The 14,757-nt window shown below is 61.1% G+C and carries 15 protein-coding genes, 1 tRNA gene and 1 riboswitch; of the genes, 7 read left to right on the plus strand and 9 right to left on the minus strand.

From position 1 onward, the window contains the following. Window positions 1-7 precede the first annotated feature (7 nt). The 4 genes from AC13QY_RS16120 (at window position 8) to AC13QY_RS16135 (ending at window position 3,127) form a co-directional block, all read left to right on the plus strand. Window positions 8-436: a hypothetical protein gene (locus AC13QY_RS16120; protein WP_113351513.1), complete on the plus strand. Its 429-nt coding sequence runs from the start codon at window positions 8-10 to the stop codon at window positions 434-436. A gap of 137 nt (window positions 437-573) precedes the next feature. Then, entirely contained in the window at window positions 574-1,242 is a 669-nt protein-coding gene (locus AC13QY_RS16125; protein WP_113332030.1) for a S24 family peptidase, read from the plus strand. A 15-nt stretch (window positions 1,243-1,257) separates the two neighbouring features. Next, window positions 1,258-2,535 carry a hypothetical protein gene (locus tag AC13QY_RS16130; RefSeq protein ID WP_113332029.1) on the plus strand — a complete coding sequence of 426 codons (1,278 nt, stop codon included), beginning with the start codon at window positions 1,258-1,260 and terminating at the stop codon, window positions 2,533-2,535. Window positions 2,536-2,713: 178 nt separating this feature from the next. Then, window positions 2,714-3,127 carry a tellurite resistance TerB family protein gene (locus AC13QY_RS16135; RefSeq protein WP_015338732.1) on the plus strand — a complete coding sequence of 138 codons (414 nt, stop codon included), beginning with the start codon at window positions 2,714-2,716 and terminating at the stop codon, window positions 3,125-3,127. Window positions 3,128-3,151: 24 nt separating this feature from the next. Here AC13QY_RS16135 and AC13QY_RS16140 read toward each other — a convergent pair whose 3' ends face one another. From AC13QY_RS16140 to AC13QY_RS16150, 3 genes are all read right to left on the minus strand, one after another. Continuing rightward, on the minus strand, window positions 3,152-3,961 hold the full coding sequence (locus AC13QY_RS16140; RefSeq protein WP_233788613.1) for a transporter substrate-binding domain-containing protein: 810 nt from the start codon (window positions 3,959-3,961) through the stop codon (window positions 3,152-3,154). A 202-nt stretch (window positions 3,962-4,163) separates the two neighbouring features. After that, window positions 4,164-4,739 (minus strand): acyltransferase, encoded by a 576-nt coding sequence (locus AC13QY_RS16145; protein WP_488493658.1) that lies wholly within the window; start codon window positions 4,737-4,739, stop codon window positions 4,164-4,166. Between the two features lie 112 nt (window positions 4,740-4,851). Further along, complete coding sequence (locus AC13QY_RS16150; RefSeq protein ID WP_113351253.1) at window positions 4,852-6,078, minus strand: MFS transporter; 1,227 nt, start codon at window positions 6,076-6,078, stop codon at window positions 4,852-4,854. A gap of 101 nt (window positions 6,079-6,179) precedes the next feature. Between AC13QY_RS16150 and AC13QY_RS16155 the strand changes: the two genes are divergently transcribed. Further along, window positions 6,180-7,088 (plus strand): LysR family transcriptional regulator, encoded by a 909-nt coding sequence (locus tag AC13QY_RS16155; RefSeq protein WP_113351254.1) that lies wholly within the window; start codon window positions 6,180-6,182, stop codon window positions 7,086-7,088. A 6-nt stretch (window positions 7,089-7,094) separates the two neighbouring features. On the opposite strand, the gene AC13QY_RS16160 is transcribed toward AC13QY_RS16155, so the two are convergent. Further along, window positions 7,095-7,168: transfer RNA gene (locus AC13QY_RS16160), tRNA-Gly, on the minus strand. A gap of 58 nt (window positions 7,169-7,226) precedes the next feature. Beyond that, a complete protein-coding gene (locus AC13QY_RS16165) occupies window positions 7,227-8,321 on the minus strand; it encodes a 2'-deoxycytidine 5'-triphosphate deaminase (protein WP_069611245.1) in 1,095 nt (364 codons plus the stop codon). A 72-nt stretch (window positions 8,322-8,393) separates the two neighbouring features. Further along, a riboswitch (SAM riboswitch) is annotated at window positions 8,394-8,472 on the plus strand. 43 nt (window positions 8,473-8,515) lie between these two features. Between AC13QY_RS16165 and AC13QY_RS16170 the strand changes: the two genes are divergently transcribed. Next, window positions 8,516-9,703, plus strand: coding sequence for an O-succinylhomoserine sulfhydrylase (locus AC13QY_RS16170; protein WP_488493659.1), 1,188 nt, complete (start codon window positions 8,516-8,518; stop codon window positions 9,701-9,703). 80 nt (window positions 9,704-9,783) lie between these two features. On the opposite strand, the gene AC13QY_RS16175 is transcribed toward AC13QY_RS16170, so the two are convergent. Next, a complete protein-coding gene (locus AC13QY_RS16175) occupies window positions 9,784-10,497 on the minus strand; it encodes a DNA helicase (protein ID WP_488493660.1) in 714 nt (237 codons plus the stop codon). Window positions 10,498-11,107: 610 nt separating this feature from the next. Between AC13QY_RS16175 and apaG the strand changes: the two genes are divergently transcribed. Continuing rightward, complete coding sequence (apaG, locus tag AC13QY_RS16180; RefSeq protein ID WP_113332090.1) at window positions 11,108-11,500, plus strand: Co2+/Mg2+ efflux protein ApaG; 393 nt, start codon at window positions 11,108-11,110, stop codon at window positions 11,498-11,500. A 19-nt stretch (window positions 11,501-11,519) separates the two neighbouring features. Here the strand turns inward: apaG and AC13QY_RS16185 are convergent, their stop codons facing one another. From AC13QY_RS16185 to AC13QY_RS16195, 3 genes are all read right to left on the minus strand, one after another. Then, on the minus strand, window positions 11,520-12,509 hold the full coding sequence (locus AC13QY_RS16185) for an Hsp33 family molecular chaperone (RefSeq protein WP_113390039.1): 990 nt from the start codon (window positions 12,507-12,509) through the stop codon (window positions 11,520-11,522). Between the two features lie 48 nt (window positions 12,510-12,557). Beyond that, complete coding sequence (gene argF, locus AC13QY_RS16190; protein WP_069611241.1) at window positions 12,558-13,475, minus strand: ornithine carbamoyltransferase; 918 nt, start codon at window positions 13,473-13,475, stop codon at window positions 12,558-12,560. Window positions 13,476-13,548: 73 nt separating this feature from the next. After that, window positions 13,549-14,748 carry an aspartate aminotransferase family protein gene (locus AC13QY_RS16195; RefSeq protein WP_113332020.1) on the minus strand — a complete coding sequence of 400 codons (1,200 nt, stop codon included), beginning with the start codon at window positions 14,746-14,748 and terminating at the stop codon, window positions 13,549-13,551. Window positions 14,749-14,757 lie beyond the last annotated feature (9 nt).

A 14,757-nucleotide genomic window follows, 5' to 3' on the forward strand; every position in this document is an offset into this window, starting at 1 on the left:
GGATGACATGACGAAGGAACTGAAAATCGGTCTCGCAGCCATGCTGGTGCCCACTGCTATTCTTCTCTCCACGCCGGCTCTTTCAGCCGAACCGGATGCCGAACGCTTCCAGCTGGAGCGCAGTGGCGATCATTTCATCCGCCTCGACAAGCACACCGGGGCGATGTCCATCTGCCAGGACCAAAGCGGCAATCTCGTCTGCCGCATGGCCGCCGACGAACGCAGCGCCTATGACGACGAGCTCGACCGGCTGGCCGATCGCGTGACGAAGCTGGAAAAGACCGTTGCCGCAAACAAGGGATCGAGCCTGCCCGACGACGCCGAGATCGACCGTACGCTCGGGATCATGCAGAAATTCATGCGTGGCTTCATGGGCATGGCGAAGGAATTCCAGAACGAGCAGCCGGACGCGAAGCCGCAGCCGCAGAAGACTTGAGACCGCGAAAAACCGCGGGCGAAAGCACGGGGATAAAGGACCGTATTCCTATACCGGTCTTTACTCGCCAAAATGCCTCGGTTAACCTTTTCTGAAGAGCAAAGCGCCGGGCGAGCCGGCGCGGATACCGAGCGGCGATGCTGTCACACGAGCAGATATGGGGTGCGATCGACCGGCTTGCCGAGCGGCATGCCCTGACCCCTTCCGGTCTCGCCCGCCGCGCCGGCCTCGATGCCACCTCCTTCAACAAATCGAAGCGGCTGAGCCAAGACGGACGCCTGCGCTGGCCCTCGACGGAATCGATCGCCAAGATCCTCGATGCGACGGGTGCCAGCCTGGAGCAGTTCCTGAGCTTCATCCGGCCCGCCGAGACGCCGGGCGCTACGACTCCACCAAACGGGATTTTGCCGGCCGGCAACGCCATACCTCTGATCGGCTTTGCCCAAGCGGGCGCAGGCGGCTTCTTCGACGATGGCGGATTTCCAGCCGGTCAGGGCTGGGACATGGTGGAATTTCCCGTCGCTGCCGGGCACAGGACCGGCGCCTACGCGCTGGAGGTGCAGGGCGAAAGCATGTTGCCGCTCTATCGCGACGGGGATATTCTGATTGTCGAGCCAGGTGCTCAGATCAGGAAAAACGACCGTGTCGTCGTGAAGACCCGCGAGGGCGAAGTCATGGCCAAGGTTCTGCTGCGGCAGAGCGCCAAGTCGATTGAGCTTTTGTCGCTCAATCCCGAACACCCCAACCGCAGCTTCGATCTTGCGGATGTGGAATGGATTGCCCGGATCATTTGGGCCAGCCAATAGGAAAGTTTTCTCGTTATGCGTCGTAATATTTGGCTTGCAGGTGCGGCAGGCGCGATCGTCGGTTCTTGGTTGACCCTCGTCGCGATTCAGGTCAGCGAGCGTGGTTTCAGCCTGCCCCACCGAGACCACAGCGACACGACGGCTCAAAGCAAGCCGGCTGTGACTGGGCCGGGCGAGACCGCCAAGGCCGGCACCACACCACCAAAGGCTATAGAAGCACCCAAGCCAGCCGAGACCACGAAGCAGAACGACGCAAATTCAGGTCAGGCGCAATCGGAGGGCCAACCGGTAGCGCAAGCCGCCGGCTCGGCCACGCAAGCAGCGAAGGATAAGGCAACGATCCTCGCCACAGCGTCCCCATCGACAAGCAGTTCCGACGGCAGTCCCGAGCTGTCCGCCGCTGCCATGGCGGCGGCTGCGGCGGCGAGCGATGGCGACGAGACTAAGGCCGCGGAAAACAAGACGGCGGCAGCGCCGCCGGTGACGCAACAGGACGACAAGGTTCCGACCGACGCTGCCCGTTCGAACGACGTATCGACGAAGCCAGAGGAAATCCAAAAGCTGCCGCCTGCGACAGATATGGCGAGCGGCAAGGACGCCGCCACGTCCCAGGCCCAGCAGTCAAGCGAAAACACGCCGGGCAAGGCGGTAGCCGCTTCATCGGAGACTGGGTCTGACGACCAGGCCAAGACCGATCCCATCCCGGACAACCGGATACCGGCCGACCAGATCGACAGGGAGACGGCGGCGGCCGAACATCGAACCCTGCCGCCGGAATTGCCGCGGCAGCAGCCAGCGTCTCAGTCCGAACAGGCAGCACTTGATCCCGCATCCAAGCCGCAGGAGCAGACGACAACGATCGAACTCGTCCGCCCCTTCTCGGATCAGGCCGGCATATTGACCATCACCGGTAGGAGCGTACAGCTCACCGGGATCATTCCGACCGATGTCGATCGAATGTGCACCGGCCCGAGCGGGAAGGACTGGCCCTGCGGCCAAGCCGCGCGCACGGCATTCCGCATGTATCTGCGTGGCCGATCGATCGATTGCGATGTGCCCGATGCCAACTGGAAAGGCACCGTCAAGGGCGCCTGCCGCTATGTCCGCGTCGATCTCAGCGCCTGGCTGGTGCGCTTCGGCTGGGCCGATCCGGAGCCAGGTTCGCCGCTTGCATCGCTCGTCGACGAGGCCAAGCAGAAGAAGCGCGGCATGTATGGCGACGATCCGCGCAAGAATGGAAAATCGACGCTCGGGCCGGCCTTGCCCAAGGAAGATCCGCTCAATCCGATCTGACGTCTTGCTTCAGCCACCACAGCGCCGCGCGTCATATATCGCGCGCAAAGGCCGCTACGGCACTTCCAATCCGCCGCATAATTCCTTAAATCGATTCCGATTCAAGGAATTATGCAGTAACTTTTGCCATGGGACGCGCGACTTTTCAGCTTGCCAAATTCAAAGGACTTCGCCTGTCATGAACAAGCCGCTTTCTGCTCACGAGGCCCTGATCTACGTCATGGTACTGGCCTCGGCCGTCGATCGCACGATGAACGACCGGGAGCTCAGCCGCATCGGGGAGCTCATTCACGCCCTGCCGGTCTTCAAGGGGTTCGACGACGAGAAGCTGATTTCCGTCTCTCGCGATTGCGCCAAGCTTCTTTCGAACAATGAGGGATTGGACATCGTGCTCGAAACCGTGCGCGATACGCTTCCCGCCCGTCTTTATGACACAGCCTACGCCCTTGCCGTCGAAGTCGCTTCGGCCGACCTGTCGGTCAAGGCCGAGGAATTGCGCCTGCTCAGCCTGCTTCGCGACCGTCTCGGCCTCGACAAACTGACTTGTGCGGCCATCGAACGCAGCGCAATCGCCCGTTATCGCAAGGCCTAGAGGCTTTTTCCGAAATTGCGCTAATCAGTAAAGCCCATAGGGAAAATAGCGCAGATAAATTTCCTGCAGCCTGCCATCGCGAGACAGCGTGGCAAGCGCATGGTTGATCGCCGCCGTCAGATCGGCGTCCTGCTGGCGCAGCATGATGGTCATGCCTTCGCCGAGAAATTGCTGTGACAGGTAGGGACCGTCAAAAAGAGCGCAGCATTTTTCCGCCGCCGGCGACGAGACCCAGAAGGAAAGCTGCAGGCCATCGGCAAATGCGGCATCGACCTTGCCGTCCTTGACGGCGGCCAGAAGCCCATCCTTGTCATCGAAGGGCACCGGCTTGATCGCCGGGAAGAAGGCCGTCAGCATTGCCTCATGCACTGTGCCCTTGACGACGCCAACAGGATGTCCCGAGAGCGAGGCAGCTGTCGTGCCGCCGATCAATGCCTTGAGATTGCGCACGAAACGGGCAGGCAACATCAGGAACGGCCGTGAAAAGGCGAAGGTCTTGCGCAGTTCGGGCGTGACTGCAACGCCAGCGATGACGGCATCGCCTTGCGAAGCGGCAAGTGCGCCCTGCAATTCGCCAAAGGGCAAGGCCTGGATCTGGCACTTGTCCGCTATTGCCAGCTCGTCGCAGATCTTGCGCGCCAGCTCGACATGGAAGCCGGTGAGCTTGCCGTTCTGATCGAGGAAATTGAAGGGCGGAAAGTCGATCGACGTCAGGAAGCGCAGTCTGACCAGCGAAGACAGATCCGGCTTCGGCAGGCGCTCACGCGCATCGAACAGGATCGGCAGGCTCGGCGGCTTCGTCTCCTGAGCGGCAAGCGGCAGGGTGCAGGACATGGCGATCAAGGCCGTAAGCGCAAGATGCCGGGCGGCCGACATGATCGAGGAAAGGCAAACACGCATGGTCTGGATCCGGCCTCCGGTCGTGGATGCACATTTCTGGTTTCACGAATCCGATGTAGCAGAGTCATGCCGCAGGGGGAATATCGCGGCCTACTGATGGTCGAAGCGGCTCCGGGATGAGCGGCGTTCGAGCCTTTTACTTTTTCGGCAGAACGAGCCGTTCAATCTTTGCCGATCGGGTGCCGCCCGCCTCCCCGCGCCGCTTCAACAGCCTTGCCGGGGTACCGACATAGATGCCGTAAGGCTCGGTCCTACCCTTGACGACGGCATTCGCACCGATGACGCATCCTTTGGAAATATGGGAGCCACCGAGGATCTTGGCGCCCGCTCCGATCCAGACATCGTCTTCGATGACGATCGGCTTCTTCGTCACGCCCTGAAGACGAATTGGGCGGGAAATATCATCGAAATTGTGATCGAAGGAAACGATCATCGCATGCGCAGCGATGCGTACATCATTGCCTATGACGATCCCGCCGCGGCCCAGCAGAATGCTGTAATCGTTGAAGGAGACGTGATTACCGATCTCGATGCTGCCTTCCTGTGCATCGATGACGACTCCCTTGCGGAAATGCACTCTTTCCCCGATGCGAACGTCGCCGCGCCGCCAGATGATCCTGGTGCCGAGAGGTACTTTCGTGCTGCGGGCAATCTTCAGCGCACCGCTTCGAAAGAGCGCCCTCAGCCTGTAAACCCAAGCTATTCCACGCATTCCGACGCTCCTGACAAGGGGCGCCTGTTTTTGCATGCTTGTCTGGCGGCCACCTGAATGCGTCACAGATGGCGATGCGGCAGCGCAGCCACAAGTGCTGTCCTTGCATTGCTCAGGTGCGCGCAGCAAGACCCGTGATCAATGCAATCACGCCAAAGCCCGCCGCCCCTGCGCATACGGCAGCCCAGCCGCCGAAATCCCATGCCGTGCCGGCGAGCGCCGATCCGAGAGCCCCGCCGAGGAAGAAGATGCCGACGAACAGACCATTGATCCGCCCGCGCGCCTCCGGCTTCAGGAGATTGACGGCACGGCGACCTAAGGTCTGATCGCCGGTGACGCCGACATCGAGCAAGACGGCGCTCATGCCCAGAAGGATCAACAGGGCCACGGAGCTGCCCGAGCGTATTCCACCCACCCAGGCGGCCAGCGCCATCGCGGCAAGCACGATCACATGCGAGGCCAATGTCGCCGTCCGCGTCCATCCCCTGTCGCCCATACGGCCGAAGACGGAGGTCGCCGCGGCACCACCGGCACCCACAAGGGCAAACAGCGCGATGCCGGATTGGCCGAGCGAGAACGGCGGCTGCGCCAGACGCAGTGCGACGGAAGTCCAGAACAGGCTGAAGCTCGCCATCATCAAGGCTGCCGTGAAGGCGCGCAGCCGCAGCACCGGTTCCTCCTGCAAAAGCTTGAAGAGCGAACCGATCAAGGCCCCGTAGCTCGCGCTGATCAGAGGGCGCCGCTCGGGCAGGCGTAGGGCGAGCACAGCGGCGAGGAGCGCAAGCGTTGCGGCGCTCAACGCATAGAAACTTCTCCAGCCCCAGAAATCGGCAATCAGGCTCGCCAGCGGTCGCGAGACAAGAATGCCGACCATGACGCCACTCATGACATTGCCGATCACCCGGCCGCGATGCTCAGGCGGCGCCATCGCTGCCGCGATCGGCACGAGGATCTGGATGGCGGAACAGGCCGCTCCCAGAAGGAAGAGGAAGATCAACAGGCTCCAGCCGGTCGGCGCGAAGGCGGCGGCAACGGCCATGAGCAATGCGGAGAGAAGCATGCGCAACACCAGCTGCCGGTTTTCCATGAGATCCGCCAGCGGCACCAGAAAGAACAGGCCGGCGGCATAACCAAGCAGTGAGGCCATGGCCACCAAGCCGGCGCCGCTTTCGGAAAAGCCGAGCGATGGGCCGATGATGCCGACCAGCGTCTGAGGTGCGAAGAGATTGATGATGATGACGCCGGTCGCGATGGCAAACAACAAGGTCGAGGGAGCGGCCGTTGCTGCGGAAACCGCTTCCTCCGGCTCGCGCGTGACGCATTCGGGGACTTGCGACATGATCTCTCCAATAAATTCTGATAATAAAGGTAGCCATCATTATCGCTTCGTTGCATAATGCGACAACTGAAATGAACTAATAATGATTATGCGAGTTAAGCATGAACATTCATGACCTGGAAGCCTTCGTCGCAGTGGTGGAAACAGGTTCGATCGTTGCCGCCTCCGCGCGCATCAATCTGACCCAGCCAGGCATCACCCGGCGCATACAGAACCTGGAAGACAGTCTCGGCATCGCTCTCCTCGACCGGCAGTCCAAGCCCTTGCGGCCGACGGCGGCAGGACGCGAGGCCTATGAGCATGGTCGCCGGGTATTGCGGTCGCTCGACGATCTCAAGGCCGGCGTTTCGCCCGGCGGCACGATCGGCGGCGAATTCCGTCTCGGGATCATGCCTTATCTCTCCGAAGCAGCCTTATCCGCCCCGCTTGACGAATTGCGCAGCCAGTTTCCGCAATTGACGCTGCGCGTCGTCACCGGCTGGTCGCCGCAACTGATCGAACAAGTCGCTCACAGTCAGCTCGATGCGGCAACCGTCTGCCTGGCGGAAGGGCTGCAGCCGCCGGATAATGTCGTCGGCGAGATGCTCGGAGTCCATGCCGTCATTCTCGTCGCGGCACCGTCGCTGGGCGTCCCCAAGGAACCGAGATTGGAAGATCTCTCCCGCTTCCCCTGGATCATGAACCAGAGCGGCTGCGGCTTTCGCGCCTTCATTCAGCATCGCTTCGAAGCCGAACGCCTGCCCTTCGACGTCGGCGTCGAGGCCATGAGCGCCGATCTCAGAATGTCGCTGGTCGCGCGCGGTCTCGGCATCGGCGTCTTGACGCCGGCCGCACTAGCAGACAGCCGCTGGCGCGATTTGGTCGAAATCGTCGAAGCCCCGGATTTCAGCCCGAAAGTCGTCAACTGGCTGGTGCATCGGCCGCCGGCGGGGCGGCTGGCGCGGCCGATCGCAATTTTTGGGGAAGCGCTGAAGGAAACGCTGAAAACGAAGAGACCGCTTCTGGCGTGAAGATTATGGAGCGGGTGAAGGGAATCGAACCCTCGTATTCAGCTTGGGAAGCTGCTGCTCTACCATTGAGCTACACCCGCCTGACATCGTGAGATGTCCAACAGTTACCGGCCTCTGTCAAGGCCGGTCGGCAATCGATCAAAGCCGGAAGTGCTTGGAGAGCTTCAGGCCCTGTGCCTGGTAGTTCGAGCCGAGGCCGGAGCCGTAGAGGCTGCTTGGCTGTTCCAGCATGTGTTCATAGATCAGGCGACCGACGATCTGGCCATCCTCGAGGATGAAGGGCACTTCGTGGCTGCGCACTTCAAGCACGGCGCGGCTGCCGCGGCCGCCGGCCGGGGCATGGCCGAAGCCGGGATCGAAGAAGCCGGCATAGTGGACGCGGAATTCGCCGACCAGCGGATCGAACGGCGTCATCTCGGCGGCGAAATGCGGCGGCACATGCACAGCCTCGCGCGAGACGAGGATGTAGAATTCATCGGGATCGAGGATCAGCTCGGTGCGGCCGCGGCTATAGAGCGGTTCCCAGAAATCGAAAATATCGTGCTGGGCCTTTTTGTCGACGTCGACGACGGCGGTATGGTGCTTGCCGCGATAGCCGATCAGGCCTTCCTTGTCGCCGGCAAGATCGATCGAGAGCGCGATGCCGCCGCCGGTGATATTCGGCTTCTTGCTGGCGACCAGCGTCTCGCTCTCGTGTAGCGCCAGCAGTTCCGGCTCGGTGAGCAGGGCCTGGCCGACGCGGAAGCGGATCTGCGACAGGCGCGAACCGCGGCGAACGACGATCGGGAAGGTGCGCGGGCTGATTTCGAGATAGAGCGGGCCGGAATAGCCGGCCGGGATCTTGTCGAACTCCTGCGCCCGGTCGGTGATGACGCGGGTGAAGATGTCGAGACGGCCGGTCGAGCTCTTCGGATTGGCGGAGGCCGACATATCCTCGGGTAGATCCAGCCGCTCCATCAGCGGCACAATATAGACGCAGCCCGTTTCCAGCACAGCGCCTTCGGAGAGATCGACCACATGCAGTTTCAGCCGGTCGAGCTTGTCGGCGACGAGATGTGATGGACCGGGCATGAAGCTGGCGCGGACGCGGAAGGCATGCGAGCCGAGCCGCAGGTCAAGGCTTGCCGGCTGGATCTGATCGACGTCCAGTTCTCTCTCGCTCGTCAGCCGCCCCGTTTCAAACAGCGCTGCGATGGCGCGATCGGCCAAAATTCCAGTATTGCGAGCCATCATGCTTCTCTCATAATTTGTCGCAGACAAAACCAAACTCGGGGAATTGACGCAAGCCGTCAACGGCAGTATTGCAACTTATCCCGTGGTGATTTGGCCGGTCGGCTTGCAGCCACGTTAAACAAATGGCTAAAAAGACCGGGGTTGAACCGGTCTGCTTTTGCGACCGGTTTTTTTGTTTTGAAAGTGGTGATGGCATGAGCAAGACTTGGCGCCCCGCAACCCAGCTCGTACACAACGGAACGCTCCGTTCGCAATTCGGCGAGACCTCCGAAGCAATCTATCTGACCCAGGGCTTCGTCTACGACACGTCGGAAGCGGCGGAAGCCCGTTTCAAGGGCGAGACGGACGGCTTTATCTACGCCCGCTACGGCAGCCCCACCAACGACATGTTCGAAAAGCGCATGTGCGCGCTGGAAGGCGCTGAAGACGCCCGCGCCACCGCGTCCGGCATGGCCGCTGTCTCCGCAGCCATCCTTTGCCAGCTGAAGGCCGGCGATCATATCGTCGCTGCCCGCGCCCTCTTCGGCTCCTGCCGCTGGGTGGTCGAGACGCTGGCTCCGAAATACGGCATCGAATGCACGCTGGTCGACGGCCGCTTTACCGAGAACTGGGAAAAAGCCATCCGCCCGAACACCAAGGTTTTCTTCCTCGAAAGCCCGACCAACCCGACGCTGGAAGTGGTCGATATTGCCGCCGTCGCCAAGCTCGCCAACCAGATCGGCGCAAAGGTCGTGGTCGACAACGTCTTCGCCACGCCGCTCTTCCAAAAGCCTTTGGAACTCGGCGCCCATATCGTCGTCTACTCCGCCACCAAACATATCGACGGCCAAGGTCGTTCGCTTGGTGGCGTCATCCTTTCCGACAAGCAGTGGATCGACGAGAACCTGCAGGACTATTTCCGCCACACCGGCCCGGCCATGTCTCCCTTTACCGCCTGGACGCTGCTGAAAGGCATTGAGACGCTGCCGCTGCGCGTTGCGCAGCAGACGGCGAACGCCTCCAAGGTTGCCGATTTCCTCGCCGAGCAGACCAACAAGGTCGCCCGCGTGATCTATCCCGGCCGCAGGGACCATCCGCAGGCCGATATCATCGCCAAGCAGATGAGCGGCGGCTCTACGCTGGTCGCCTTCGAGCTCAAGGGCGGCAAGGAAGCGGCCTTCAAGCTGCAGAATGCGCTGGAGATCGTCAAGATTTCCAACAATCTCGGCGACTCGAAGAGCCTGATCACCCATCCTGCCACCACGACGCACAAGAACCTCACCGACGAAGCCCGCGCCGAGCTCGGCATTTCGCCGGGCACCGTGCGCTTCTCCGCCGGCATCGAAGACAGCGCGGATCTGGTCGAGGACTTCGCCCGCGCGCTCGAGCACGTTTCCGCCTGATATCAATCGAGCCGCCCGGATTTTTCCGGGCGGCTCGACCTGCCCTCATCGGGCAATCTCGCGAGAGATAGGGTAGCTCGTCAGTTAGCGGCCTTGAATTCAACCTGACCGTTGTTCAGAAAGACCATTTTATCGAACAGCTTGAGATCCAGTGGATTCGGCAGGCGGACGTCCGAGAGATCGGGCACTGGTTTCAGCGCCGGATCATAGGAACGGTCGATCTGCGAGACAAAGACGACGATCATGCCTCTGGCGCGCGCAAACGCCTTCAGCGCCCGGACCTGGACCATCAGTTCCGGCTTTTCCCGCTTCTGATCGAGCAGCTGCAGAAAATCGACCACCGCCAATGTGCCGCGCGGCGCCCCGGCCAGCCTCTCGACGATATGATCGGCGCTGATGGCATCCGAATTGTCGAATTCGAACAGATCAGCAAACTCCGCATGATCCGCACCGATCACCGGAAATCGCTCCAGAACCACCTTTTCCGTATCCTCCAGCGTGAAGAAGATACCGCGATTGCCAGCCTTCATGGCTTCGACGGCGAGCCGCAGGCTCATCAGGGTCTTGCCGTGGCCCGGCCGCGCGCCGATCAGCACCAGATCGCCCGGGCTTAAACGCGAATACAGTTCGCTGACAGATACGGCCGTGTTCGTTTTACTTGCAAGCAAGCTCCAGCCTCCAAAGCCTTCGCCAGCCGCGACGCGATCCAGCGCAGCGTGCAAGGGGATTTTCTGCTGGCGAGACAGGAGCCTAGCCTTGCGCTTTAAATGATAAACAGGGGCAGAAAGCCTCATCTAAACCTCCTATTGCGAGCAATGACCGCAACCCCTCCTTATGCCAGGCGCTCAAACAGTCGGTTTTGATATCGACGGCCCCGCATGAAATATACTTTCCCGAATGGAGGGGGGAGGCACGGGCCATGCCAGAATCAGATGATAGCCGAAATGCCTTCCGATGAAAATTGCGGTCACGCCCCCAGGGAACATAAGATGAAATGAGGAATTATATGAGCTGGAGATTTTGATCGGCGGGCTGCAGATATGACGAGCAACCTACAAGTGCACCTTTGGCTGCGGCAAGCGTTTCTTCTCACCAAAAGTGGAGAGAGAGGCTTCATGTCAGAGAATACCAAATGACAGACGATTTGAGATACTTCTTTCGACGTCTCGTTAACCTTCGTTATTAGCTGTAATAGCTAAATGCCGGGAAGGCTCTACCCGTTCACGCAAGTTTTCATCACGCCGTTCCTTGACGGAGCGGGCTGGTTATAGGATACCGCTAGATATCCCGCTCTTGGCGAGGGTGGTGGAATGCGGATAATATGCCGCGGATGTGGAAATGCTGAAGCGGCAGTGAGGCTTGGAGAAGCGCTCGGCGCTTCAGGGCAGTGGCAAGGTATCAGGCATGTATCGCGCCCTAACACGCGACATCGAGGTTGTCGTCGAACCTTTTTATCTGGAGGAGCAATCCGATCCGGACGACGATCGCTATGTCTGGGGATACCGCATCGTCATATCCAACCATTCGAAGAAGGCCGTGAAGCTGGTGACGCGCTACTGGCACATCACCGACATGAATGGCATGGTGGATGAGGTGACGGGGCCGGGCGTCGTCGGCGAGCAGCCGCATCTGAAACCCGGCGATACCTATGAATATTCATCGGGCTGCCCGCTGGATACGCCGTCAGGCATGATGTTCGGCCATTACCAGATGGAAACGGACGACGGAGAGCAATTCCATGTCAAGATCCCCGCCTTTTCTCTGGACACGCCCAACCTGTTGCGCACGCTGAACTGAGCCGACAAAATCGGCAACATCAGGCCGCCTCTATCTCCGACACTTCGAAGCGATACGTCGTAGAGCAGAATTCACAAGTGACGGCGATCTCGCCATTCTCCTGGCTGGCCTCGATCTCCTCGGCCGTGAAGCCCTTCAAGACGCCCTTCAGCTTGTCGCGCGAGCACGAACAGCGGTCATAGACGGCCTTCGGCTCGTAGACGCGTACGCCACGCTCGTGGAACAGGCGATAGAGAAGGCGCTCGGTGCCAACCTGCGGATCCGTCAGCTCATCGGCATCGATGGTTTCCACCAGGCTGCGTGCCTCCGCCCAGGCATCGTCTTCGACATGATCGCGCACGCCGGTATCGCCATCGCCGCCATGCAGGTCCGGCTGACGCATACGCTCGGGCGCTTCGGGCAGGAACTGCGCGATCAGGCCACCGGCCCGCCAGCGGTGACGCGGCTTGCCGTTCTCATCGCGGTCGAAAAGTTCTGCCGCCCCCAGACGCACGCGCGTCGGGATCTGCTCCGACTGGCGGAAATAGGTGCCGGCAATCTCCTCGAGCGAGGCGCCATCAAGCGCGACAATGCCCTGATAGGGCTGGCTGAAACGGCCCTGATCGATGGTGAAGGCGAGGACGCCTTTGCCGAGCAGCTGTTCCGGCTCGGTCCGGCCTTCGGCGACTGCCTTTTCCAGTGCTTCTTCGTCGAAACGGGCATAGGCGCGAACATTTTCCGGCGTCGTGAAATCGGCAACCAGCAGGTCCACGGGTCCGTCGCCCTTGGTCTGCACGGTGAACTTGCCTTCGAATTTCAGCGACGTGCCGAGCAGGACGGTCAGGACGATGGCCTCGGCCAGAAGGCGTGCAACCGGCGTCGGATAGTCATGCCGGGCAAGGATCGCGTCCAGCAGCGGACCGAGCTGTACGGCACGGCCGCGCACGTCCAGACCTTCCACCTGGAAGGGAACGACATGATCGTCACCGGCGAAATCAAACTGACCCAGCGTTGCGGCATTTTCGGCCATTGCTTTACTCCTACTGCGCCCGCGCCCCTGAGACGCGGTTTAATATCTTCAGATCGCGCCCAGGCACCAAGCAAGAATCGACTTTTGCGCATGAAGGCGGTTTTCCGCCTCATCGAAGACAACGGATTGCGGGCCATCGATCACCTCGTCCGTCACTTCCTCTCCGCGATGGGCGGGCAGGCAATGCATGAACAAAGCGTCTTTGCCGGCCTGTGCCATCAAAGCCTTGTTGACCTGATAGGGCTGGAAGACGTTGTGACCGCGTGCCCGGTGCTCCTGATTCATGGAAACCCAGGTATCGGTTACCACGCAATCGGCGCCGGCGACCGCACGGTCTGCATCATGCGAGAGCATGATTTCGGCGCCCTCGTTGCGGGCCCAGTTCAGATAGTGATCCTTCGGCTCAGAACCAAGGGGTACCGCCATATTCATGCGATAGCCGAAGCGTGCCGCACCTTCGATCAGCGAATGCAGCACGTTGTTGCCGTCGCCCGTCCAGGCAAGCGTCTTGCCCTTGATCGGGCCGCGATGCTCCTCGAACGTCATGATATCCGCCATGATCTGGCAGGGATGCGTATCGTCGGTCAGCGCGTTGATGACCGGAACGGTCGCATGTTCCGCTAGCTCCAGCAGGCGCGAATGATCGGTCGTGCGGATCATGATCGCATCGACATAGCGCGACAGCACCTTGGCCGTATCGCCGATCGTTTCGGCGCGGCCAAGCTGCATTTCGGTGCCGGAGAGGAACAGCGTCTCGCCGCCCAGCTGTCGCATGCCGACATCGAACGAAACGCGGGTTCGGGTGGACGGCTTCTCGAAGATCATCGCCAGCATCTTGCCGGCGAGCGGCTTGTCGGCAGTGCCGGCCTTCTGCGCGCTCTTTCGCACGATCGCGTCATCGATGATGTTGCGCAGATCGGCAGCCGGAACGGCAGAGAGGTCGAGAAAGTGTTTCGGAGAAGCCATGTCCTTACCTGTGCTCCAGAAAAAACAATAACGCCCGCGTGGGGCAGGAACGCCCCGTCAGCGGGCGTTGAACTCAAGCCGATTTCTTGGTGCGGGCAGCGCGCGCACGCTCGGCGGCACGCTCCAGGCGGGCAAGACCTTCGCGTGCTTCTTCGGCGGTGACGACCAGCGGCGGCAGAAGGCGGATGACGTTATCGCCGGCCGGCACGCCGAGCAGATGCTCGGCACGGATAGCCTGCAGCAGCTCTGCCTGCGGAATGGCCGCCTTGATGCCGAGCATCAGACCTTCGCCGCGAACGTCCTCGATGATGTCAGGAAAACGATCCTTGAGCGAGGCGAGCCCCTGGCGGAAGACCAGCGAGACATCGCGCACATGCTGCAGGAAGCCTTCGGCAAGCACGATATCGAGAACGGCATTTCCGACCGCCATGGCGAGCGGATTGCCGCCATAGGTGGAACCGTGGGTGCCTGCCTTCATGCCTGAGGCGGCTTCTGCCGTCGCAAGGCATGCACCGAGCGGGAAACCGCCGCCGATGCCCTTGGCGACAGCCATGATATCAGGCTTGATGCCGGCCCATTCATAGGCGAAGAGCTTGCCAGTGCGGCCGACGCCACACTGTACTTCGTCGAGGATCAGCAGCAGGCCATGTTCGTCGCAGATCTCACGCAGCCCGCGCAGGAATTCGTTGGTGGCCGGACGGATGCCGCCCTCGCCCTGAACCGGCTCGATCAGGATTCCGGCCGTCGCATCCGTGATGGCGGCGCGCACGGCATCGAGATCGCCGAATTGTACCTGATCGAAACCCGGTGCCTTGGGTCCGAAGCCCTCGATATACTTCTCCTGGCCGCCTGCGGCGATGGTCGCGATGGTGCGGCCGTGGAAGGCGCCCTCGAAGGTGATGATGTGGAACTTTTCGGGATGCCCCTTGGCGAATTGATAGCGCCGCGCCGTCTTGATGGCGCATTCCAGTGCCTCGGCGCCCGAATTGGTGAAGAATACCTTGTCGGCGAAGGTCGCTTCCGTCAGCCGCTTCGACAGCTTCTCCTGACCGGGCACCTCGTAGAGGTTCGACAGGTGCCAGACCTTGTCGGCCTGGGCCTTCAATTCGGCGACGAGATGAGGATGGGCGTGACCGAGCGAGTTGACCGCGACGCCGGCTGCGAAATCGAGGTAGCGCTCGCCATTTTCGGTGACCAGCCAGACGCCCTCGCCTCGCTCGAACCGTAACGGAGCGCGCATATAGGTGTCATAAAGCGGCGTGGTCTCGGCCATGGCCATATC

Source organism: Martinezella sp. CNPSo 3795 (genome assembly GCF_057784475.1).